The organism is Parvimonas sp. C2 (assembly GCF_035282405.1).
GTDB lineage: Bacteria > Bacillota > Clostridia > Tissierellales > Peptoniphilaceae > Parvimonas.
Window position 1 is genome coordinate 353,334 of the sequence record NZ_JAYKBP010000001.1, and the last position, 24,420, is coordinate 377,753.

Genomic DNA, 24,420 nt, shown 5'->3' on the forward strand with positions numbered 1-24,420 from the left:
GGTATAATTAAAATGATTGATACATTATTAAGGAGAGAGTACTATGAAACAAAAATTTTTAGATTTTATGAAAGATAGATATGGCGGAGATATTCTAAATAATATAATAATCTACCTTTCACTTGGATTTGGAATTGTAAATTTATTTAAGAAAAGTGATGTTTTAGCAATAACCTCTTTTATTTTGTTTTCAATTGCATTGTTTAGAATGTTTTCAAAAAATAAAAGAAAAAGAGCCCTGGAGCAAATAAAATTTTTCAATTTAATTTCTCCAATATACTCCAGACTTTTAAAATTTTCATCTAGAGATAGGAAAAATTACAAATATTTTAAATGTAAAAATTGTGGCCAAGAACTTAGAATTCCAAAAGGAAAAGGAAAAATAAAAGTTATTTGCCCACATTGTAAACATGAAGAAATTAAAAAGAGTTAGGATTTTGATGTGTACCCATAAATCCTAACTTTTTTTGCTTAAACTTATTTATTTGTGGCTCCTTTGCTTTGCAACATTTTTTCCATTTTTTCTGTATAATGTACACTTCCATCAGAAAGAATCCAATATGCCTCTGCTCCTTCTACTTTTTCTAAAAGTTTTTTGCCTTCTTCAACATCCATTAAAAACAAACTTGTTGATAGAAAATCTGCAAGTCCAGAATCATTACACAAAACTGTTACACTCTTAATTTTATCTTTAGGATAGCCAGTTTTTGGGTCAATAATATGATTATATGCTTTATCTCCTACAAAATAAAATCTTTGATAATCTCCACTTGTAACCGCACAAGTTTCACTTGAAAAAATAACTTCTTTAATATCAACTTTATCAGAATCAAACTTAGGGTCTTGAATTCCAATTCCCCATTTATTTTTATCTTTTTCTAAAGGACTTCCAATAGCTTTTACATTTCCTCCTGCTGAAATTATTGCGCTTTTTAAACCCATTGATTTCAATTTATTCATAACTTTTTCTACTGAATAACCTTTTGCAATAGCTCCAACATCAAGTTTCATATCTTTATCTTTTAGAAAAACCGTACTATTTTTCTTATCAATTACAATATTGTCAATATTAGTATGCTTTAACCCCTCTTTTATTTTATTATCATCTGGAAGTTTTCCCTTAAGATCAACAGCAGCATCCTTTTCTGCTTTCCAAAGAGAAGTTACACTTCCTATACCAATATTATTTTTATTAGATAATTTTTTATAATTTTCAATTGAAAATTCTAAAAGCTCTATAATTTCTTTGTCAACCTTAACAGGTTCTTTTCCAGCATTGTCATTAATAGTTTTTATATTATTCTCACTAGCATTTTCAAAAGAATTGTAAAGATTATGGTATCTTTTCATATCTTCTTCTAATACTTTATAATATTTATTAAATTCTTCTTCATTTGCACAATAAGCACTGAAAGCTACATCTGTATCAAAAACACCAAAAAATGATTTTGAAAACTTCTTAAAGCTTGCACTTTCATTATTTTTAACATCTTTTTTAGATTCTACGTTTTCAGTTTTTTTTGAACAAGCTCCAAAAACTAAGCAACATAACAATAAACTTATAATTCTTCTATTAAATTTCTTCATTTTTCCCCAACTTCAACTAAATTTTTTTCTGTCTTAAATACCAAATAGGATATATACTCGAAAATCCGTCATAAATATCGTTAATTTTTGTTATCTTTTCATTTATTATCTCATCTTCAAAATCATTACTTTCAACAAAAATATCATATAAATTTTCAATTATAGTATATACTCCTAAAAGTTTAAAAAATGCCCTCGGAACATTATTTTTAAAATATCCATCAACAATTCCTGTCAATAAATTTGCATTATTATCATAATATAGATTCAAATTTCTAAACTCAAAATAAGAATCTGATCTTAAAATTTTATACTCCTCTATAATTTGAAATTTCCCGTCTTTTGAAATTTTTATATCATCAAGTCCATTAATTCCAATTATAGTAGTACAAGTTCTATCATTTAAACAATATCTATTTCTTTCTAAAAAATCAAAAAGAACATAATCTAAGTTTCCTCTAAATTTTCCAAGTCCATACTTATGTAAGAATTTATTTATCCTATAATTGTAATGTTTGTTCCATCTACCACAATCACAGCCTTGAAAACTTTTATGATATTCAAAAATAAATTTTCCAATTTTAAAGCCTACATTATATGCTTCTTCATCAGTTAAATTATTTTTTTCATCAATAACAAAAGGAATAATTCTATAACAGAACTTATCATTGAAAATTCCAATACCTTCATAAGAAATATTAGAAAATTCTTCTGATAAATTATTTAGACAATCAAAAATTTTACTTATCTTAGAAAACTTACCAGAAGGAAATAAATTTAAAATAAACTTTTCACTTTTATTTTCCAAAATATATTCTTTTTCACTTATTTTATTTACTTTTAATTTTCTATTTTTTATAAATTCTATATTTTTTTCTAATTCAAGCATATTTTCCCTCTATGTACTAAACCCCGACAGATTTTAAAAGTGCCTCATTAACTTTTTTCATAAAGAACTCATCTGTAAAGCCAACTTTTTCTCTAAGTCTTTTTTTATCAATAGTTCTTATTTGCTCCAACAATACAACAGAATTTTTAGGAAGCCCAAATTCTGCTGAAACTTCAACATGAGTTGGAAGTTTGACTTTATTCATCTGAGAAGTTATAGCTGCAATAATGACAGTTGGACTGTATTTATTTCCAACATCATTTTGAACAACTAGGACCGGTCTTACCCCGCCTTGTTCAGAACCTACAACGGGACTTAAATCAGCATAAAAAATATCTCCTCTTTTTACTTTCATATATTTTTTCTTTTAGTAAAAACTAAAAGCACTCCCTCTTAAATAATCTTATTTATTTATTATATATTTTTAAGAGAAATAAATCAACACTTGATAACAATTATTAAAAATTTTTATAAAAAAGTGCATCACAATGCAAATTATAAATAATAGATTTCCCATAGAAATCCATTATAATTTTATGCTTTAAAAAACCAAATAACTTTAAAATTTGAACTTTATCACTCAGAAATAAACCCTTTTTGATAATAGTCAATAAATTTAAATAATGTATTAACATGCATAGGATACCAAGATTCTAAATTTTCGTTAATAGAACTATATATGTCATCAACATTCATCCATCTAACATTTCTTGTTTCGTTAAAATTTGGTCTTATTTTACCTTCAGCTTTACACAAAAAAGTTTGAAGAATAATAGAATAACCTCCTGATAAATTCTGAGTACAGCAAAATGGAATATAGCTATTGACAGTATATTCACCCATTTCTCTGATATCTATATTATTTTCACCAAAAATTTCTATAATTGTTAATCCTGTTTCCTCTTTTACTTCTCTTTTTAATGCTTTAAAAATATCTTCATATTCTCTAATCTTTCCTGCTGGCAATTCTAATAAACCCTTTTCAAAAATTTCATTTTCCTTATACCTTTCTTGGACTAAAATATTTAATTTATTATCTTTAATCCTGTAAATTAATGCCCCTACAGCAGGAATAGCAAATACTTCTTTCAACAAATTTTCTCCTTATGTAAATTTATTTACATCATTATACAAATTAATAAAAAATATAACATTTCTATAAGTAATGTCAATCAGTCTTATTATTTTCGTTCAAAAAACTTCCTATTAAATAATCTTATTTGTTTATTATATATTTTTAGAGAAAATAAATCAATACTTAATAATAAGTATTAAAAATTTTTATAAAAAAAAGTGGACAAAAATCCACCTTTAATTCTCAAATTATTATATAAGTAATTTCTTACTTTAACTCTACAGTAGCTCCTACTTCTTCTAATTTAGCTTTCATTTGTTCAGCTTCTTCTTTAGCTACTCCTTCTTTAATAGCTTTTGGAGCGTTGTCAACTATTTCTTTAGCTTCTTTTAATCCTAATCCACTTAAATCTTTAACAGCTTTAACAACTTTCATTTTTTCTGCTCCAACTGATGCTAAAATTACATCAAATTCAGATTTTTCTTCTGCTGCTCCAGCTGATTCTCCACCAGCTACTGCTCCACCTACTACTACAGGTGCTGCTGCAGAAACTCCAAATTTTTCTTCTGCTGCTTTAACTAATTCATTTAATTCAAGAACTGATAATTTTTCAATTGCTTCTAATATTTGTTCGAAATCCATAATATACCTCCTAAAATTTTATGCAACCATTAAGCTGCTTCTTCTTCTTTCTTTTTTCTTACTGCTTCTAACATATAAACTAAATTTGATACTGGAGCCTTTAAGCTTCCTAGTAACTTTGCAACAAGTACTTCTCTTGAAGGAATACTTGCAACAGCTTTAACGCCGTTAATATCTAAAATTTTTCCTTCTAATATACCTGCTTTAATAACTAATTTTTCATTTGATTTTGCAAATTCATTAGTTATTCTTGCTGCCGCTGTTAAATCTTCCCCTGAAAACGCAACAGCACTTGGTCCTTCTAGATATTGATTGAAATCTTCATATCCTAATTCCTTGAAGGCTAATTTCATCATAGTATTCTTATATACCTTATATTGAACACCAGCTTGTCTGTACTTATTTCTTAAGTCAGTTACTTGTTCAACAGTTAAGCCTCTGTAATCAACTAAAACTAAAGAACCTGAATTTTCAATTTTTTCTCTAATTTCTGATATAACAGCTTGTTTTTGTTCTAAAACAAAATCTTTCATCTTTTCACCTCCACAAAAGGCTACATATTAAAAAATCTCTACCAAGAGTAGAGATAAAATACATAATAAAGTATTTCCACCTATGTAGGATTTTTAAACTAATGTCCCTACGGTCTTGGGTAGCCTATAAAATTAACATATATATTATACCATAATTTTAAATAAATGCAATACCTTTTTAAAAAAATTTTAATATTTCTTCTTGTACATTTGTAAATGATGTGAGACCAAAAATTATAAAAAAATATAACCTGTATGTTAGAATTAAAGGATTAAATAAAAAGTTTAAAAGTTTATTCAAATTATGGTATAATTATATAAAAAAGAAGGTGGTGTATATAAAAAATGAAAATAGATTTTCAAAAAATAAAAGAATTAAACGACTACATAAATACTTTTAAAAATGAAAAATTAATAAGTGTATATAGTCAAATAGATAAAGATTTTGAACTTAAATTTACACATGAAAGCACAAAAATTGAGGGGAATACACTATCGATATTTGAAGTTAAGACTATATTAGAAGATGGTTATTCTGTTGCTGGAAAAGAACTTAGAGAAATTTATGAAGTCATAAATAATAAAAATGCTTTTGAATTTATAAAAGAGATGATAAAAAAAGGTGATGAATTAACTGAAGAAAAGATAAAAGATATACATGAAATAGTGGTGCAAAACATTTTTCAAGGTGGGATATATAGAAATGTAAATGTGAAAATAACAGGTGCGTCTTTTAGCCCTCCAGAATTTACAAAAGTAAGAGAGGAAATGAAAAACTTTATTTTTGATTATGAAAATAATAAAAAAAATTTAAACCCAATAGAACTTGCAAGTTTTACACATGCAGAATTTGTAAGGATTCATCCTTTTAATGATGGAAATGGAAGAACATCAAGACTTTTAATGAATTATTGTCTAATGAAAAATGGATTCAAACCTATATCAATAAATCCTGAAGAGAGAAATAAGTACTATGAATTTTTAGATTTCTATGGAAAGAACAAAAATATGAGAAGTTTAAAAGACTTTATAACTTTTTTAATAGAAAAAGAATATAAGATACTTTTAGAATATGAAAAAGAAATAGAATTTTTAAAGGATAATGAAATAGAAAAAGAAATAGAATTTTAGTTTTTATTTTTTATTTAATCATACAGCAAACGAAAATAGTGTTTATTGGAAAAATGGATATAAAGGTTGGTGGGTAAGTCAATGCAAACATAATGGAAAAGTGGGCTGAACTGTTAGCTTTATAAAATAATTAGAATAATAAAAAATAAATTAATGAGAAGTAAAAAAATACTTCTATACATTTGTAAATGATGTGAGACCAAAAAATATAAAAAAATATAACCTGTATGTTAGAATTAAAGGAGAATTAATTCTCCTTTAATTCTAATAATTCTTTACATTTTTCAATAGGCGAAAGCCAATTTAAAGTTTGCATAGGTAGTCTATTAGATTTATAGAGATATTTTTTCATTTGAGCAATCAAATCTTCATAAGAATAAAAAGATAAATTACTGTAAAATCTTTCATTGCCATTTCTATGACTTCTTTCAACCTTACCATTATGTCTAGGCGTTCTAGGTCTGATTAATTGATGTTTAATACCCAATTCATTACATAGTTTGTCAAAAGGATGAACTCTTTTAGTATCTTTAAAATGTGTAAATTCAAAGCCATTATCGGTTTGAATAATTTCAGGAATATAACCAAAGTGTTTAATAGCCATTTTAACAAAAGTAACAGTACTATAAGAAAATTGTTCCTTAAAAGGATAAATAAATCTTTCACGAGTTGCCTACTTGTATCATATCTTCTTGTTGCTTTTGCATTATTTCCATATTTTATTGCATATTCTACTACTTTTTTGATGAAACCTCATCTCTTCTGGTATAATTATTTTCATAGGAGGCCTTTCTTTCTGATAATTTGTTTTTTTGTTACTATTATTTTATCAGATAGCTTCCTATTTTTTTATTTTTTTGTCACATATGTAGTATCTCACAACATTTTTTAAAGTTTTTTTATATTTCTTTTATTTCATTTTTATGGTAGAATATATACATTATTAAAAAAGATTCAAGGAGAGATAATGATAAAATATTTGTTAGTTTTATTAATTTCAATGGTACCTATTATAGAACTAAGAGGAGCAATTCCATATTCTCAAGCTATGGGACTTCCTATTTTAAGTTCATATATAATTGCACTAATAGGAAATTTAATCCCAGTGCCATTTGTTTACTTTCTTGCTAAAAAGATTTTAATTTGGGGCGAACATAAAAGATATATTGGCAAGTTTTGTAAGAAACTTTTATTAAAAGGTCATAGAGCGGGAGAAAAAATTTTAAAAAAATCAGGAAAAAGTGGAATTTTAATTGCACTTGCGGTTTTTATAGGCATTCCTTTTCCGGGAACCGGTGCCTATACAGGAATGCTTGCTGCAAGTATTTTAGATATTGATTTTAAAACAAGTTTTTTAGCGGCTATTATGGGATTAATTATATCAGGAATAATTATGGCTACAATTAGTTTTAATATTTTTTAAATTGGACAACTCAGTTGTCCTTTTCTATTGCAAAAAATCTAATTTTTAGTTATTATATAGGTAAGATAATTTTTATCTAATTTAATTTTGGAGGTAGTGTATGAAATTTAAAATTGGCAATTCCGGAATAGTTAAAGTTATTACTTTATTTGATGGAAATGATATTTGCGGAATAAGTGAAGAACTAAAAGCTTATGTAAAAGAAAACAAACTTTTTAACGGAAAAAGAGGCGAAGTTTTTTCAAATCTAGGTCCAAATTCTGAAAATGTAATTTTATTAGGTTTAGGAAAAGAAAAAGAAAATTCTCTTGAAAACATCAGAAGAGCTTTCCTTTCTCTTGGAAAAATTTTAAAAGCTAATAAAATAAAATCATGCAATATTGAAATCAAAAAGTTTGATGGTATTTGTTATAAATTAACTGCTCAAGCAATGATTGAAGGTATTATAAATGTTAACTATGCTTTTGACAACTTCCTAAAAGAAAAAAAAGACAAATTTGAATGTGAAGTATTCTTTACTGTCTTAGAAGATAAAATAGAACATGTAGAAAGTGGAATAAAAGAAATTGAAGCAATAATGGAAGCAGTGTTTATGTGTAGAGATCTTGTAAATAGACCTGCTAATGATATTTATCCTGAAACCTTAGCAAAATTTGCAAAAGAAGAACTTGAAAAAGTTGGTGTAGAAGTTGAAGTTCTAGAAAAGAAACAAATTGAATCTTTAAAAATGGATGCTTTTCTATCAGTAGCACAAGGTAGTGATCTACCCCCTAAATTTATAATTATGAAACATTTACCAAACAAAGATGAAAAACCTATTGTTTTAGTTGGTAAAGGCTTAACTTATGATTCAGGTGGATATGCAATCAAACCTGCTACAGGAATGGTTACTATGAAAACTGATATGGGTGGAAGTGCCTCTGTTATTTCAACAATGTATGCAGTAGGAAAAATGAAAGTTCAAAGAAATGTAATCGCACTTGTTGCATCTTGTGAAAATATGATTAACGGACATGCTTACAGAAATGGAGATATAATTTCTTCAATGAAAGGTTCAACTATTGAAGTAATTAACACTGATGCTGAAGGAAGATTGACTTTAGCTGATGCTATTTACTATGGAGCATCAAAATTAAACCCTGAATGTATAATTGATGTAGCAACTTTAACAGGTGCTTGTATTCAAGCCTTGGGTTCAAGAGTTATTGGAGCTGTAAGTAATAGTGATGAGGTTTTTGCAAAAATTAAGGAATCAGCAGACTTTATGGGTGAATACTTATGGAGATTTCCTGTTTATGAAGAACATAAAGAAAGTGTAAAAGGAAAAGTTGGAGATTTATTAAATGTAACTGCTCCCGGAACTGGCGGAGCAATTACTGCAGGAGTTTTCTTAGAACACTTTGTTGAAAATACTCCTTGGGTTCATTTAGACATTGCAGGTCCTTCATACTCAAATTCAGCTTGGGGAACAAATCCTGAAGGAGCAAGTGGTACTCCAGTAAAAACACTTTACAATTTTGTAAAAAAATACAATAAAAAATAATTAAGAATTTAAAAATGGTATGCTTTTTTAAAGCATACCATTTTTTCTAAAATTTATATCTTTTTAATCTTAAACTGTTTAAAACAACACTTACTGAGCTAAAACTCATTGTAAATCCTGCAAGCATTGGATTTAAGTACCCAAAAGCGGCAAATGGAATTGCAATAATATTATAGAAAAACGCCCAGAATAGATTTTGTTTGATTATTTTAAGAGTTTGTTCACTTATATTGATTGAATTTAAAAGTGTGTTTAAATTCCCATTCATCAAAGTAATATCTGAAGTTTCCATTGCAATATCTGTTCCGGTTCCCATTGCAAAACTTATATCAGCACTTGCGAGAGCCGGTGCGTCATTGATTCCATCCCCTACCATCGCAACAATTTTTCCTTGTTTTTGCAATTCTAAAACTTTTTGAGATTTTTCATTTGGCATAACCTCATAAAGCACATTTTCAATTCCAAGTTTAGTTGCAACTTTTCTAGCTACAACTTCACTATCTCCGGTTATCATATAAACATCAATATTTTTTTCTTTTAATCTCTTAATTATTTCAAATGCATTACTTGAAATTTCATCCTCTAAAACTACAAAACCTGCAAATTCATTTCCTATAGAAATAAAGATTGTTAATAATTCATTTTCTATATTTAACTCCAATTTACCAAGTTTTTCTTCAATAAATTTTCTCTTTCCAATCAAAATTTCTTTATCATTGTAAACTGCTTGAACACCCATTCCAGCAATAACTTTCAAGTCTGAAATTTCCAATTCGCTTACATTTTTTTCTTTGCAGCAGTTTATAATAGATTTTGCGATAGGATGATCGGTATTCTTTTCTAAAGAATATATTATACCTAAGAAATCTTCTTCTGCTAAATCAGTATTATTTTTTATTTCAACAACTTTTAATTTTCCAGTAGTTAATGTTCCGGTTTTATCAAAAATAATACTATCCATTTTATGAATTTTTTCTAAGACTTCCCCACTCTTTATCAAAATTCCATTTTGTGCAGCGACTCCTGTTCCTGACATAATCGCTGTTGGTGTTGCCAATCCGAGTGAACAAGGGCAGGCTATAACCATTACTGCACAGCTATTTAATAAGCTTGTTGTAAAATCTTTCGAAACAATATAAGTAATTACTAAAGTAGCTAATGATGACAAGATTACACCCGGTACAAAATAACTTGAAATTTTATCTGCAAGTCTTTGAACAGGGGCTTTTTTTGTCTGAGCATTTTGAACTAAATCAAGTATTTTAGATAATACAGAATTTTCTACTGTACTCTTTACTTCAATTTTTAAAATTCCCTCAATATTATTTGTCGCACCGATAACAGTATCTCCAATATTTTTTTCTACAGGAACTGATTCCCCAGTAATCATAGCTTGATTTACAGAACTATTCCCAGAAATAATAACACCATCAACAGGAATTTTTTCATAAGGTTTAACTAAAACAATATCTCCAATTTTCACATCTTCAATATTCTTTTTAACTTCCTTATCTCCCTCAATTACAATTGCATAATCAGCTTTCAAATCCATCAATTTCATAATTGCACCGAAAGTATTTGACTTTGCATTAGCTTCAAAAAATTTACCAAGTAAGATTAAGGTTATAATCATTGCAGAACTGTCAAAATAAACATCAACACTTCCGATTAAAACTTTATAAACTGAATAAAAATACGCCATAGAAGTTCCAAAAGCTATTAAAACATCCATATTGGTACTTTTATTCTTCAAATTTCTATAGGCATTTATATAGTATCTTTTTCCTACATAAAATTGAACAACGCTTGCCAAAGCCCATTGAATATATCCATTTAACATAAATTTATGCAAATTAAACATATGGAAAAACATTGAAACCATAAGTGGAACACTAAATACTATTGAAATGATTAAATCTTTTTTTAAGTCCTTAATTTCATCTTCATATATATTTTGTCTTTGCTTTTTTTCTTTTTTAACCGAAATTTTATATTTCTCTAAAATTGCGTTTATTTCCTCTAGAGATACAACATCTTTTAAGTATTTTACTTTTAAAATATCATCTTCATCTTTTACTAAAACTGTATCTTTTTCTTTTAACTCAGAAATTATTTTTTCAACATCTTCAACTTTGATACTGCTCTTTTCAATTTTTAATTCATCTCTTTTCGGTTTATATCCAAGTCTCTTTATAACTCCAATAAGGCCTTCAACTTTTGCTCCATCTTCAACGGATACTGTAACAGTTTTGCTCATAAGATTTACAGAGACCTCTTCTACTATTTTAAGTTTTGATAGCCCCTTTTCAACTTTCATTGAACAAGCTTGACAAGTCATTCCGTCAACAAAAATATTAACCTTTTTACTCAACAAAAGCACCTCCTAATGACATTTTTGAAATTAAAAGCTCCAACAATAAATCTATATCCCTGTTCTTTGTCTTTATATCAGATTCTACAGAATATGTTAAATCAATATAATCACATAGGGTTTCTAGAGAAAAATTATCACAAGCAAAATACAATTTTTTACATTCATAGTTTGAAATTTTTAGCTCTTTTGAAATATAGTCTATATGTTTTTGTTTTAGTTTCAAAACTTTTACTCCTAAAAGATTTCTTATATATCTCACAATCATATAAAATGTAGAAAAAGAGTCTTCTCCTGATTTTTTTAATTCAATTAAAATTTTAATTGAACTTTTATAATCTTTTTTAGAAATCATATCAAGTAATTTAAAAATACTATTTTCAAATTTATCAACCAAAATTTCATCAACATCTTTAAAATCTAAAACATCTTTAGAAAAAGAGTTAAGAAGTTTATTTACTTCATTTTCTACATCGTAAAGATTTTTTTCTCTGCTACTATCTAAATACCCAATTCTATCGATAATATATTTCAATACATTATCTTTAACTTCGATATTTTTTGAAACAAATCTTTTTTTAATAAATTTAAAAAGTTCAATCTCATTAAACCTTACAAGTTCAATATTATGACCTAAAATTGAAATTTGTTTATAAAATTTACCACGATAAGCAAGACTTCCCTTCATCACAAAAAGAAGAACAGTTGTATTAGGAATTTTATCTATATAATCATACATCTCTTCAAAAAAGTTTTTATACATAGAAATTCCATTTTTTGAAAGATTTACATCATTTACAATAATAAGTCTTTTATTACTAAAAAATGGAGCTGTTTCACAATCAATCTTTAACTTCTGCAAATCAATTTTTGAAAAATCATATTCGATATAATTCATATCAAAAAAATCTTTTGAAACAATATTCTCTTTAAATAATTCTACAAATCTATCTATCAAAAAAATTTCTTCTCCACTCAAAACATATATACCATTAAGTTCTCCGTTATCAAGCAACTTCATAGCTTGTGTATAATTCATAGTTCCTCCTTAATAAAGTCTAAATCTATAATTGAATCATTTTTTATTTTAACTAAAACAAAAAATGCAAATAAATACATTGTAATATTTAAAACATCCATAAAATAGAAATTCAGTAATCCAAATAAATTTCCATCAATTTCTCTAAAACTTTCAATTTTTTCTTCAAATTTATTGATTCTAAGCATAATATTTCCCTGTAAATCAGTTCTAAAAACATCGCTTCCTGTAGATTTTATTCTATCTAAAGCATCTTTATGCGGATGATTGTATCTGTTTTTATAACCGCAGGAAATTATCGAAGCTTTTGGACTTGTAGCTGATAAAAAATTAGGCGAGCTGGAATTTTTACTCCCATGATGAGCAACTTTCAGATAATCACAGTCTATATCATTTTTTATAAGTTGATTTTCTGTAAATGCTCCAATATCTCCGGTAAAAAGTATTTTCTTTCCATTTACTGTAACTCTAACAATTATGGACCTTTCATTTTCTTCTGTAGAATCTTTAGCTTTTAAAACTTCTAAACTTACATCTTCTAAATTTAATTTTAAATTATTCTCAATATTATAAATATTTTCTGCCTTAACTTCTCCATATTTTTTTACAAAATCTCTATATCCGTCTTTTCTAAAAAATAAATTTTTAATCTTCACTTCTTTAGATAAAGAGCTTAAATTCTTACAATGGTCTGCATCTAAATGCGAAATAAATACAAAATCTAGTTTTTTAACTCCATGTTTCTGTAAATATGGAATTAAAACAGATTTTCCGTTATCTCCTTTTCCAAAAGTAATTCCACCCGTATCTATTAGAATATTATTCTGTTTTCCTCTTATTAGACAGGCATCTCCCTGACCAATATCTATGAAATTGATATTTACCTCATTTTTATAAATATAAAATACATTTGAAAAAGCAAAAACTATCATAACAAAAGTTGTCAAAAATTTTATATCCCCAAATGAAAAATACTTAAAATCTCTCCTTTTAAAATAAACTAAAAGTAAAAAATATGTAAAAATTACAAATACTATATTATATTCATAAAAAGTAATATTTATATTTATATCCTTTAAAAAATCAACATTTAGCCTTATAAGATTTAATAAATTATTTACTAATAACCCTAAAACTGCACAAATTTTCAAACTCAACAAACCAAATAGCAAAATAAAGAATGAAATAACTATGCAAATTACAAAAATCGGTGTTAATATTAAATTACTAAAGAAGGTAATAATTGAAAACTTTCCAAAAGTATATAAAATAATAGGTAAAATTATAAGCATAACAGAAAATGTAAGTTTCAAAGATTTAAGAATAAAACCATCTCTCTTCTTTGAAAAATATGGTAAAATTTTTATAATTCCCAGTACTGAAAATGCACTTAAATACAATCCAACATCAAAAATCATATATGGATTTATCAATAAAATAACAAAAATAGTCAAAAAAAGGTCATTGAGTCTATCTTTAACTTTACCATAAAGGGATGAAAATATAGAGATAAACAAAAATATTTCTGCTCTTAAAACACTTGCAGGATTACCAATTAAATATGCATATAAAAATATAAAAAATAAAATTATAATTTCTCTAAAAAGCCTTTTTATTGGTAAAATGACTAAAATTTTACTTAAAATTAAATATATTATTCCAATATGTAAACCACTAACAGCTAAAATATGTGAAAGTCCAATTTCTCTAATATTATTTTCAAAATCTGCATCATAGTTATTTGCAAGAAATATCCTCTTCATAATATTGGAATTATCAGTTGAAAGAAAAGTATCAAATACATTTTCGGCAAATTTATGAAAATCTCTTTTTAAATTTTTATTCTCCCCAATTTTTTTTACATCATCAGAATAAATATTTGAAAAAATTTTCTTTTTCAAATTAAATCTCTTATAATTAAAAAGTCTTGGATTACCATTTGATTTTATTTCTCGAAGTTTTCCCGTTACACTTACAATATCTCCAATTTCAAACTGTTTATGATTTGTAAAAAGTAAAATTTTCTCTGTTTTTTCTGTATTCTCAATATTTTTTAATCTAACCTCATGTCTGAATCCATCTCCATCAGAACGTGCAGTTGAATTTAAAACTTCTCCTGTCAAAGAGACTTCTTGATCAAAGAATGATTTTAAATTACTTTCTTTCTCTGAAAAGAAGCTAACTAAAAAACCTAATGAAAGCATAAAAAGAAATAATCTTATTTTATTAAATCTAAAAATATATGAAAATAAACAAGTAACTGATAAAACCAAAAATATATAAAATTTTGTAAAATGTTCAATTTTTAAAAAATAACAAAATAAAATTCCACATATTAAGGAAATCAGATAAAAAATAATATTCCTTTTCATAATTCCTCCAAATACAAAATCATAAATCATTTTTTATAAAGACATAATTATTATATCATAATCCCTTTTTGATAATTAAATTTTGGTAATTATGATGAAATAATTATAGCTTTATCATAAGGCATAAATCCATAATTATTATATCATATTTTGAACAATAAAAAAGCAGTAAAATTTCGTTTACTGCCTTTTACATTATATTCAATTATTTAATTTAGATATCATATAATGCTAATCTCCAATATATTTAATATATACTTGACAAGGATTCCATTCATCCCATAGAGTTGGAAAAACTTCCAATTCCTTATATCCTACAGATTTGTAGAAATTATTTGTTATATCATATTCTTTATAATATCCACTCTGAACAGTTTTAACTTGAGTATAAGTGTAGCCAAGTCTTTTCGCCAATTCTTCATAAGCATCATTCAACTTTCTTCCAATACCCATTCTATGATAGTTTTTCTTAATACCCATAACAAAAATATCTGCACAATCCACACTTGTAGAATTCAATACTACAAAACCTACTGCCTCGTTATCCATAAAACATGCAATAAATGGTTTGTCTTGTGAATCTGTAATATATTCTTCCGTACTTTCCAGCATACCAAACCATTCAGGAAGATCATTTAGTATTTCCCTAGATATTTTTTCCTTTTCTTTAATATCTACAATTTCTTTAATAATTAATTCTTTCAAATTATTAACTCCTTTAAATTTACTATTTTATATTTTTTGTAACAAATAACAAATGATTTGTTGCTCCTAAAAGTTCTTTATTTTTACAATGATTAAAATGCCATTGTAGATAGTTTTCATAAGCTACATCACTCATTTTTTCAATTTTTTCAAATAATAATTCAGAAAAGCCATCAGATGCAATTATACTTTCTATCTTTAGTCCTGATTCTTCTAACAATCTCTTACTTTCATCAACTGTAAAGAATATAAAAGGTCTGTTCCATACTCTTTGAGTATTCTTATCATATGCACCATTTTCAAAATAATTAAAATTATAGTTTGTTTCCGTAATAGGTACCATATCGTGATTTATAAATGCTATAAAAATATGTGCTCCATTTTTACAAACTCTAATTACATCATTTAAAGTTTTCAGTTGATCCTCTTTATTGGATAAATGATATAGTGGACCAAATAAAAGTACAACATCAAAATAGTCATCTGGTAATATTTCAAGCTCCAAAGAACTTAATTGCTTTGTTATAATATTTTTAAAATTATAATTTTTCAAATTTTCATTTAATTTCAAAAAATTATTTTCAGCAGGTTCAAAAGCGTATATTTCAGAAACTTTATCAGCATAATTTATACTATAAACTCCAGTTCCCGCTCCTATATCAAGCATTTTAGTATTAGAATTTATAACTTTATCTATCTCTCTTATTGTAGTAAATTTTTCCACCATTCCGAACTTACTTTTCAATCTTGAATCTTCATCAAAAAATTTATACAACATCTGATTTCTTTTTAAATCATCGTCTATATTCATAACTTCATCAAAACTTAAATCCTTACTCATAAAAAACCTCCTGATAAATTTTAAATAGTATAACATATTATAATTTTAAAAACAAATTTATGATAAGAATCCCATCCTTTTACGATACTTCATATCCTTTAAATTTTTAGAAAACTTGTTATTTCACAATAAAAAAAAGAGCATAAGCTCTTTAATCAATATATTTTATATTCCCACTTGCTGATTTTTTAAGTCTGTTCATTATTGAAAATCCGAGTCCCTTTTCATCACAACCCTCAACAATAATCAAATCAACATTTTTTTCGTCAAATTCTCTAAGACCTTTAAATAATTTTTTAGACATTTCTTTTAAGTCAAAAACTGAACCCAATGATAAAATATTTTCCCTTTCCAAACTTAAAATAGTTTCGTCAAACTTAAATATTCCAATTTTCAAGTTCTTATTTTCTTTTAATATTTTTTCAATCTCCATTGATGATTTTTTCCTGTCTTTTGCTACAATCACCACAACTTTTGCCTTTGGAGCATAATGTTTATACTTTTGTCCCGGCGATTTTGGAATTGTATTTTCTGTTACAATAGCATCATCAATTAAAATTTCATCTTCATATTTCAAAAAATCTTCCTTAGTGTAAAAGCCCGGTCTTAAAATCGTATAAGGTTTTTTAGTCAAATCCAAAACGGTTGACTCTATTCCGATATTGCAAAGTCCACCATCTAAGATTACTGAAATTTTACCATTCATATCAGTAAAAACATCTTCTGCAGTCGTTGGTGATGGCTTTCCTGAAATATTTGCAGAAGGTGCAGCTATGGGAACACCACATTGTTCTATAAAACTTCTTGCAATTTCATTACTCGGCATTCTAATTGCAACTGTATCAAGTCCACAGCTAACAGCATCAGGAATTATATCTTTCTTTTTCATAACAACAGTTAGTGGTCCAGGCCAAAAATAATTTAAAAATTCTTTTATATCATCATTTAGTTCATAAACCAATTTTTCCATCATATCATAATCTGAAATATGCAATATTAAAGGATTATCCTGTGGTCTATTTTTCGCCTTAAAAATTTTTGAAACTGCAATATCTGATAATCCATTAGCTCCTAAACCATATACAGTTTCAGTCGGAATTGCAACAATTTCATCATTTAATATTAATTTTGCAGATTTTTCTATATTTTCTTTTGTCGGTTTTAATATTTCAGTCATAAACTATTCTTCAATTCCCAAAGATTTTTTTGCCAAATGGTCTGCAAGGTCATTATATTTATCATTTGAATGAGCCTTAACCTTTACAAATAAAATCTCTATTTCCTTTCTAAACTCTTTAATCTTATCTCTATATCCTACCGTAAGAGGTAAATTACATTTCCATTCTCCACTAGCCCAAGATGAAATACCCTGATAATCGTAAAAAACAGTTATTTTTTTCTTTTTAAGCCTTATTGCCTCACTAATAGCTCTAATTGAGCCAAAAAGCTCTCCTGTTACATTTCTACTCTTTGCAACTTCAGGATTTTTTCCCTTTCCAAAAAGCTCAATAACTTCATCTTTTAAAATTAGGACAACTCCATATCCATATTCCAAAGTATCTTTTTTATAAGAACCATCTACATAGGCTAGGATTTCATCATCTGCAATATTTTCTAAATTAAAGCTATTAACTTTATTTTCTACATTTCCATTATTCAAATACTCTTTAGCTTCTTCTAAAGTTGGAAAAGATTTATAAATTGCACCTGAAAAGCCTGTAACTTGTTTTTTACAGTCTTCCCAATTATTATAAATTCCTGTTGATTTTCCAACCTTAACTGCATAATATTTTTTTACCAAAAATATCTCCTCCTATTTCTTTTTCCAAGTTGTTGATGAAAATAAAATTAAAATCGGGAATATTTCAAGTCTTCCTGCTAGCATTGCAAAAGACAAAACTATCTTATTAAAATCAGTAAGACTTGCATAACTCCCCGTAGGTCCCACAACTGCCATTCCGGGACCAATATTATTAAATGTAGCCATTACTGCTGAAAATGCTGTTAAAAAATCAGGAACTGAAAAAGATATTAAAATCGTAAAAATAATAACTAAAAATATATAAATTACAAAATAAGCCCTTACCTCTTCTAAAACTTCACTTCCGACAGCCTTATTATCCATTTTTACACTTAATACTCTTTTTGGATTTATTGCCTTTCTAAATTGTAAAATTGATGATTTTACCAAAATTATGAGTCTTGAAATTTTCAATCCTCCAGCAGTTGAACCTGCACAAGCTCCTGTAAACATCAAGAACAGAAGAATAAAATGTGAAAAAGGCGGCCATTTTCCGAAGTCGGCAGTAGCATACCCAGTTGTAGATATTATTGAAGAGACTGTGAAAAATATATCTTTAACTGCAGTCAAATATGAAGTGTAATTATTCCTTATATTAAAAAATATTAAAACCACACTTCCAAAAACTATAAGTAAATACCATCTTAGTTCTTCACTTTTAAATACATCTTTAGCTTTCCCAATTAAAATTATATAAAACAAATTAAAGTTAATTCCAAAAGTTATCATTGCAATTGCTAAAATCATCTCAACTACTGGGCTGTTATAATGAGCTATTGAACTTGCTTTTATCCCAAAACCACCAGTTCCTGCTGCTCCAAAAGCATGAACAAATGAATCAAAAACCGGATGTCCGACTAAAATAAGCACAATTATCAAAATACCCGTCATAGCAAAATAGATTTTATATAAAATTCTTGCAGTATAACTCATCTTTGCAACAAGTTTCCCAAAAATCGGGCCGGGAACTTCGGCCTTCATAATATGAGAATGTCTATTTGAACGTGGTAATATTGCTAATGCAAATACTAAAATACCCATACCACCAATCAAATGCGTAAAACTTCTCCAAAATAGCATTGAATGACTAAGTGCTTCAACATCTGTTAAGATACTTGCGCCCGTAGTAGTAAACCCACTAGAAGTTTCAAAAAAAGCATCTATAAAACTTGGTATTGTCCCTGAAAAAACAAATGGCATTGCCCCAAAAGCAGATAAAAGTATCCAAGATAAAGAAACTATTACAAATCCCTCTTTCTCGTAAAATGCTCCACTACCATCTGCTTTATATCCGACTGCATATCCAAATAACAATAATAAAAGTATTGTCGCTAAAAAGCTTAAAATATTAGTATAATTTTCTTTATATATCATAGAAACAATAACAGGTAAAAGTAAAAATCCTGCCTCAATATATAAAATTTTACTCAAAATATATCTTATAATTCTATTATTCATAATACACCTATACCAAAATACAATCTATATTTTGTATCAAATTTGCCTTTGAAATCACTATTACAGTATCATTTACCCTTATAAAATCTTCTCCTGTTGGAAAAATCAGCTTATTATCTCTAATTATATATGCTATAAGTACATTATCTTTTATTTTCAACTCTTTTAGTGGGATGTCTAGGACTTTAGATTTTTTATTTACTTTTATCTCAACCGCCTCAGCATTATTTGATAATCTATGCAAAGTCTCTATATTTGATCCCTCACTATTAATAATTGACCTTACTACACTAATTATTATATCAGAAACTAATCTTTTTGGTGTAACAAATGAAAATCTTTCAGTAGATGGAATTATATTTAAAAGAGAAATTCTACTAACTTTCGCAACAGCTTTTTTTACATTAAGCTTTTCAGCAAACATTCCTAACATAATATTTTCTTCATCAATACCCGTTAACGCTACACAAGCATCATAATTTGTCAACCCTTCTTCATCTAAAACATCAGAGTCTGAACCATCTGCACAAATAACTTTAACCTTTGATGGAAATTTTTCGCTAAATGAAGTTGCTAAATCTCTATTAACTTCAACCAGCTTAATTTTAATATTTTCACGAATTAAGTTTGAAATTAAATAATAAGAAATTCTACTACCGCCTATTATAAAAACAGATTCTATCTTTTTGTTTCCACCTTCTAATATATTGTAAAATTTATATGCAAATTCATCAGTTCCTGTGAAATAAATTTTATCATTTTCTCTAATGATAAAATCCCCCGATGGAATAAAAATTTCGTCTTTTCTTTCAACAATTCCAATTAAAACTTTTATATTAAATTTTTGTTGCAAATCCGAAATTTTGGTGTCTTTCAATGGACTGTCCTTCCCAACAGAAATTCCTATAAGCTTCACTCGTCCATCTGCAAATGTTTCAACTGAATGTGCAAATGGATACTTTAAACCTCTAGAAATTTCTCTTGCAGCGACAAATTCAGGATTAATTACTAAATCAATTCCCAGTACTTCCTTGACAAAACCAGACTTAGAAGAATATTCTGGATTTCTAACACGTGCAATAGTATACTTTGCTCCCATATTCTTTGCAAAGATACAAGATATAATATTTATTTCATCACTCTCTGTTACAGAAATAAATACATCGCTATCTGCAACTCCTGCCTCTTCTAAAACATCATAGTTCGTTCCACTTCCAGAAATTCCCATAATATCATATTTAGATAACATTTCATTTAGTATTTCTTGTCTTTTTTCTATTAAAATAATATCATTGTCTTCTGTATTCAAATCAGTAAATAAATACTCTCCAACCTTACCAGCTCCAACTATTATAATTTTCATAAATACCTCCAATTCATAGTATATCATATTTTTAAAAAACTTCAATAGAAAAAAATATTTTATATAAATCGTCATTTTATTGATATTCATTATTAAAGTTTTAAAGATATTCCTATGGGTAAAATAGACTTGAAAAACAAATAAGTTTTTAAATATTTTAAAATTTTAGGAGGAATGAAATGTCATTTGAATTAGTAAAATTAAATTATGCTTATGATGCGTTAGAACCTGTAATAGACAAAGAAACTATGGAAATTCATCATAGCAAACATCATCAAGCTTATGTAAATAACTTAAATAACTTAATTAAAGATACAGTATTTGAAGAAGCTTCATTAGAAGAAATTCTAACACATTTAGAACATGCTCCAGAAGATAAGAAGAACGGAATTAGAAATAATGTAGGTGGAGTTTTCAACCACAATTTATTCTGGGAAAGTATGACTCCAGGTGGATCAAAAGAAGCTGTTGGAGAAGTAGCTAAAAAAATTAACGAAAAATTTGGAAACTTTGAAAATTTCAAAGAAGAATTTAACAAAAAAGGTGCTGGACAATTCGGTTCAGGTTGGGTATGGCTTGTTTGTGATAAAGAAGGAAATATTGAAGTGATTTCAACACCTAATCAAGACTGCCCTATTTCATGTGGAAAAATTATCCTTTTAGGAAATGATGTTTGGGAACATGCTTATTATTTAAAATATCAAAATAAAAGAGCTGAATACCTAAAAGAATGGTGGAAAGTTGTAAACTGGGATGTTGTAGAAAAAAGATATAAAAATAGAAACCATAACGAATGTTCTTGTAGTTGTGGATGCTAATTAAATAAAAATAAGTTTTAGAAGTGATTAAAGGTCACTTCTTTTTTACAATAAAAAACACCTAAAAATAGGTGTAAATTTTAATAACTATCTAATTATTCTAAAAATATAAAAACAGGGAGAATTTTATAAAATTTCTCCCCAGACTTAATTACTGAAAATATTTCCTAATTATACTTATATAATGTAATTATTCATTATCATTAGCAGTAAAATCTTCACTATTGACATCTTTAGTTTCTTCAATATTTTCAACTTTTTCAATATTATTTTCACTATTAGATTTTATATAGTTAATACCACTAACCTTTTCACATAACTCATCCAAGTATCTTAAGAACGCTGAAAGTCTCAATTGTAAATCTTCTTTTTCATTAATTAGGTCTTGATTTTCTTTAACCTTTTCTTCTAATTCTAACTTACAATCATTAACAAGTTTTTCATAATATAATCTTTCAGATTCAAATTTTTCAGAAAGTTTCTTCAAATCGTCATAATATTTAACTTTTTGGTCACTTAATTGACTTTCCAAATCAATTATTTTAATTTCTTGTTCTTTTTCAATAACAGAAAGTTCATTAACAGTCTTATTTAACTCTAAATTTTCTTCAGCAAGTTCTTGATTGTGTACTTTTACCTTATCAAATTCAACATATTGAGATTTTAAATCGTCCAATAGTTTTTGAAGTTCAAAGTTTTTAGCAGCAAGCTCTCCGTTGAATTCATCTGCTTCTTGTAGTAAAACTAATTCCGCAGTTATTTCTTCTAATTCTCCTGAAAGCTTTTTATTATCTTCTTCAAGTTCTCTATTGTGATTTTCCAATCCAGAAATTTTTTCAGCTAATTCATTGTTTATCAAATCATTAGCTTCTTGTAATTTTTGCTTTTCGCTTTCTAATTCAGAATTTAAAGACTCAATACAACCATTAGCATCTTCCAATTTTGTATTTAAATCTGATACAGTATGTGTAATCTCGCTATTGTTGCTTCTCAATTCAGCAATTTCAGATTCAAGAATTTCAATACTATCTTCCAATATCTTTACTCTATCATCATCATTACTTGCAAGTTTGAATTTTTCATTTTCAGATTTAACAATTTCTAATTCTTTATTTAATCTATCTATTAAATCTTGATATTCAGAAATTTTACTTCCCTCTTTTTCATATTTAGCTAAGGAATCTGAAGTTTCCAATAATTGATCTGATAACAAGTTTTTTTCATTTAAAATCTTTTCTTTTTCATCTAAAACTTCTTTAATTCTATCTTTAAAATTTTCTTTTTGATATTCTATTTCTTTTAATAAATTATTAACATATTCTTTAACACTAGATTTTGAATAACCCTTTGTAAGATATACTGTCTTTAATTTAGTTTCTAAAAAATCTTCTATACTTCTATTTCTGATTCTACTGATAGTATCTTTTTTTTCAGAAGAATCACTTGCATCATTACCTTCAAAGTTATCTTTACTTTCAACATTTTCGTTGTTTTCACCATTTTCAATATTATCTTTATTATCCATATCAAATATTCCTCCTTTACTTTATCTATTAATACTTACATATTCATCTAATTTAAATTTACTTCCTATTCCAACATTAAGCTCAAGAACATGTTTTGCTCCTTTAACTTTAGATCCTAGTTTCCAAGGTTTCACAGTTTCAATATGTAAAACTTTATATTCTTCGTCAAAGTAAACAACATCTATAGGAAATCTCATAAAAGAAGTGTGTATTCTATTAACATTTGTAAAAAATATCCCTTCTTCTTCACCTATGCTTTTTTTCAGCATAAGTCCTTTAAATCTAGCAAAAAAAGAATCTGCAAGATGTAAAGGACCTTTTAAAACAGCTTCATTATCTCTTACTATAGTAATTATCATGAAAATAACCCCGTTGATGTAAGAGATTTAATTATTGAAAGTCCAGCAGGTAATAAAAGAACAATAAAGATTACCGGGAATATAAAGATTAACATTGGAAATAATATCTTTATAGGTAGTCTTTGAATTTCTTCTTCAACTTTTCTTTTTCTAGCTTGTCTAGCATTATAAGACTGTGCTGAAAGTATCTTCTTTAGAGAAATACCCATTTCATCGGCTTGAATAATTGCAGCATTAAAAGTCTTAACTTGTTCAACTAAACATCTCTCTTGTAATTTTAATAGAGCTTGCTTTCTAGTACTCCCTAAAGAAATATCTCTCATTACAATTCTAAACTCATCTGATAATTCAGATTTATATTCTCCAACTACATATTGTATAGCTTGATCAAAACCTAATCCTGCTTCTATACATACGGAAAGTAAATCTAAAAACTCAGGAAATTGTCTTTCCATATTCTCTTTTCTTATTCTTATTCTTCTTCTTAACAAGTAAGTCATAAAAAGATAACCAATAATAGCACCAAAGATGCCACCAAATAAAAAGCCAAATAATCCTCTAAGTCCTACTACTTTAGAATAAAATCCACCGATTATAGCAAAAAGAACTACAACTAAAAGTTTTAAGATATAATAATCTCTAGCTTTCATTCTAATTCCCGCTTGAAGTAAAGTCGTTTGGTAAGTTTCATCTTCAACCTCTTTACTACTTGGAAACATATCAGAAACAGCTTTTATAAAAAAGTCTACAATCGGTTTTATAACTCTCTCTGCAAATGGAACATTTTCATAAAAATCATCCGTTTTTATTCTATTTTCTTTTCCAGCTTTATTTATCCTCTTTCTTATATTCTCAACTCTACTTGCTTTTTCTCCTAAGAGTAACAAAATACTTGAATATACACAAAGTCCTGACAATAAAACAATTATATATACCATAATATC

23 protein-coding genes, 1 pseudogene and 1 other annotated feature are annotated in these 24,420 nt (G+C 26.9%); of the genes and pseudogenes, 5 read left to right on the top strand and 19 right to left on the bottom strand.

Annotation, left to right across the window (positions count from 1 at the left end):
* The first annotated feature begins 43 nt into the window (after window positions 1-43).
* Entirely contained in the window at window positions 44-433 is a 390-nt protein-coding gene (locus tag VJI95_RS01675; RefSeq protein WP_324010018.1) for a zinc ribbon domain-containing protein, read from the top strand.
* A gap of 44 nt (window positions 434-477) precedes the next feature.
* Here the strand turns inward: VJI95_RS01675 and VJI95_RS01680 are convergent, their stop codons facing one another.
* From VJI95_RS01680 to rplJ, 6 genes are all read right to left on the bottom strand, one after another.
* Entirely contained in the window at window positions 478-1,587 is a 1,110-nt protein-coding gene (locus VJI95_RS01680) for an FAD:protein FMN transferase (protein WP_323998685.1), read from the bottom strand.
* Window positions 1,588-1,603: 16 nt separating this feature from the next.
* On the bottom strand, window positions 1,604-2,476 hold the full coding sequence (locus VJI95_RS01685; protein ID WP_324010019.1) for a hypothetical protein: 873 nt from the start codon (window positions 2,474-2,476) through the stop codon (window positions 1,604-1,606).
* A 16-nt stretch (window positions 2,477-2,492) separates the two neighbouring features.
* Window positions 2,493-2,831 carry a type II toxin-antitoxin system PemK/MazF family toxin gene (locus tag VJI95_RS01690; RefSeq protein WP_009372758.1) on the bottom strand — a complete coding sequence of 113 codons (339 nt, stop codon included), beginning with the start codon at window positions 2,829-2,831 and terminating at the stop codon, window positions 2,493-2,495.
* 221 nt (window positions 2,832-3,052) lie between these two features.
* On the bottom strand, window positions 3,053-3,568 hold the full coding sequence (locus tag VJI95_RS01695; RefSeq protein WP_324010020.1) for an NUDIX hydrolase: 516 nt from the start codon (window positions 3,566-3,568) through the stop codon (window positions 3,053-3,055).
* Between the two features lie 250 nt (window positions 3,569-3,818).
* Window positions 3,819-4,193 carry a 50S ribosomal protein L7/L12 gene (gene rplL / locus VJI95_RS01700; protein ID WP_323998689.1) on the bottom strand — a complete coding sequence of 125 codons (375 nt, stop codon included), beginning with the start codon at window positions 4,191-4,193 and terminating at the stop codon, window positions 3,819-3,821.
* Window positions 4,194-4,222: 29 nt separating this feature from the next.
* Window positions 4,223-4,726, bottom strand: coding sequence for a 50S ribosomal protein L10 (rplJ, locus tag VJI95_RS01705; RefSeq protein WP_324010021.1), 504 nt, complete (start codon window positions 4,724-4,726; stop codon window positions 4,223-4,225).
* A gap of 20 nt (window positions 4,727-4,746) precedes the next feature.
* Window positions 4,747-4,864, bottom strand: a sequence feature (ribosomal protein L10 leader region).
* A 207-nt stretch (window positions 4,865-5,071) separates the two neighbouring features.
* Between rplJ and VJI95_RS01710 the strand changes: the two genes are divergently transcribed.
* Window positions 5,072-5,857, top strand: coding sequence for a Fic family protein (locus VJI95_RS01710; protein WP_324010022.1), 786 nt, complete (start codon window positions 5,072-5,074; stop codon window positions 5,855-5,857).
* Between the two features lie 247 nt (window positions 5,858-6,104).
* Here the strand turns inward: VJI95_RS01710 and VJI95_RS01715 are convergent.
* Window positions 6,105-6,530, bottom strand: a pseudogene (locus tag VJI95_RS01715) (DDE-type integrase/transposase/recombinase); the annotation flags it as partial.
* 294 nt (window positions 6,531-6,824) lie between these two features.
* Here VJI95_RS01715 and VJI95_RS01720 point away from each other — a divergent pair.
* Both VJI95_RS01720 and VJI95_RS01725 read left to right on the top strand, forming a co-directional pair.
* Window positions 6,825-7,280: a COG2426 family protein gene (locus VJI95_RS01720; protein ID WP_324010023.1), complete on the top strand. Its 456-nt coding sequence runs from the start codon at window positions 6,825-6,827 to the stop codon at window positions 7,278-7,280.
* Between the two features lie 100 nt (window positions 7,281-7,380).
* Entirely contained in the window at window positions 7,381-8,823 is a 1,443-nt protein-coding gene (locus tag VJI95_RS01725) for a leucyl aminopeptidase (protein ID WP_324010024.1), read from the top strand.
* Between the two features lie 46 nt (window positions 8,824-8,869).
* Here VJI95_RS01725 and VJI95_RS01730 read toward each other — a convergent pair whose 3' ends face one another.
* From VJI95_RS01730 to trkA, 9 genes are all read right to left on the bottom strand, one after another.
* Window positions 8,870-11,197 (bottom strand): heavy metal translocating P-type ATPase, encoded by a 2,328-nt coding sequence (locus VJI95_RS01730; protein WP_324010025.1) that lies wholly within the window; start codon window positions 11,195-11,197, stop codon window positions 8,870-8,872.
* On the bottom strand, window positions 11,187-12,233 hold the full coding sequence (holA, locus tag VJI95_RS01735) for a DNA polymerase III subunit delta (protein WP_324010026.1): 1,047 nt from the start codon (window positions 12,231-12,233) through the stop codon (window positions 11,187-11,189). Before holA ends, VJI95_RS01730 begins: the two co-directional genes overlap by 11 nt.
* On the bottom strand, window positions 12,230-14,605 hold the full coding sequence (locus VJI95_RS01740; protein WP_324010027.1) for a DNA internalization-related competence protein ComEC/Rec2: 2,376 nt from the start codon (window positions 14,603-14,605) through the stop codon (window positions 12,230-12,232). Before VJI95_RS01740 ends, holA begins: the two co-directional genes overlap by 4 nt.
* A 231-nt stretch (window positions 14,606-14,836) precedes the next feature.
* Window positions 14,837-15,310, bottom strand: coding sequence for a GNAT family N-acetyltransferase (locus tag VJI95_RS01745; RefSeq protein WP_324010028.1), 474 nt, complete (start codon window positions 15,308-15,310; stop codon window positions 14,837-14,839).
* 22 nt (window positions 15,311-15,332) lie between these two features.
* Entirely contained in the window at window positions 15,333-16,151 is an 819-nt protein-coding gene (locus VJI95_RS01750) for a class I SAM-dependent methyltransferase (RefSeq protein ID WP_324010029.1), read from the bottom strand.
* A gap of 151 nt (window positions 16,152-16,302) precedes the next feature.
* A complete protein-coding gene (locus VJI95_RS01755; protein WP_324010030.1) occupies window positions 16,303-17,328 on the bottom strand; it encodes an L-threonylcarbamoyladenylate synthase in 1,026 nt (341 codons plus the stop codon).
* A gap of 3 nt (window positions 17,329-17,331) precedes the next feature.
* On the bottom strand, window positions 17,332-17,952 hold the full coding sequence (locus VJI95_RS01760) for a ribonuclease H family protein (RefSeq protein ID WP_324010031.1): 621 nt from the start codon (window positions 17,950-17,952) through the stop codon (window positions 17,332-17,334).
* Between the two features lie 12 nt (window positions 17,953-17,964).
* On the bottom strand, window positions 17,965-19,410 hold the full coding sequence (locus VJI95_RS01765) for a TrkH family potassium uptake protein (RefSeq protein WP_323998706.1): 1,446 nt from the start codon (window positions 19,408-19,410) through the stop codon (window positions 17,965-17,967).
* Window positions 19,411-19,417: 7 nt separating this feature from the next.
* The gene (gene trkA / locus VJI95_RS01770) at window positions 19,418-20,773 is read right to left on the bottom strand and encodes a Trk system potassium transporter TrkA (RefSeq protein ID WP_323998707.1); all 1,356 of its coding nucleotides are present in this window, start codon (window positions 20,771-20,773) and stop codon (window positions 19,418-19,420) included.
* Window positions 20,774-20,952: 179 nt separating this feature from the next.
* Here trkA and VJI95_RS01775 point away from each other — a divergent pair, with 179 nt between their 5' ends.
* Window positions 20,953-21,591 (top strand): superoxide dismutase, encoded by a 639-nt coding sequence (locus tag VJI95_RS01775; RefSeq protein WP_323998708.1) that lies wholly within the window; start codon window positions 20,953-20,955, stop codon window positions 21,589-21,591.
* Window positions 21,592-21,781: 190 nt separating this feature from the next.
* Here VJI95_RS01775 and VJI95_RS01780 read toward each other — a convergent pair whose 3' ends face one another.
* Genes VJI95_RS01780 through VJI95_RS01790 form a run of 3 tightly spaced genes read right to left on the bottom strand, consistent with a single transcriptional unit; the run spans window position 21,782 to window position 24,414 of the window.
* The gene (locus tag VJI95_RS01780; RefSeq protein ID WP_323998709.1) at window positions 21,782-23,116 is read right to left on the bottom strand and encodes a hypothetical protein; all 1,335 of its coding nucleotides are present in this window, start codon (window positions 23,114-23,116) and stop codon (window positions 21,782-21,784) included.
* Window positions 23,117-23,137: 21 nt separating this feature from the next.
* Window positions 23,138-23,476: a DUF192 domain-containing protein gene (locus VJI95_RS01785; RefSeq protein WP_323998710.1), complete on the bottom strand. Its 339-nt coding sequence runs from the start codon at window positions 23,474-23,476 to the stop codon at window positions 23,138-23,140.
* Complete coding sequence (locus VJI95_RS01790; protein ID WP_323998711.1) at window positions 23,473-24,414, bottom strand: type II secretion system F family protein; 942 nt, start codon at window positions 24,412-24,414, stop codon at window positions 23,473-23,475. The genes VJI95_RS01785 and VJI95_RS01790 overlap by 4 nt, the downstream gene beginning before the upstream one ends.
* Window positions 24,415-24,420 lie beyond the last annotated feature (6 nt).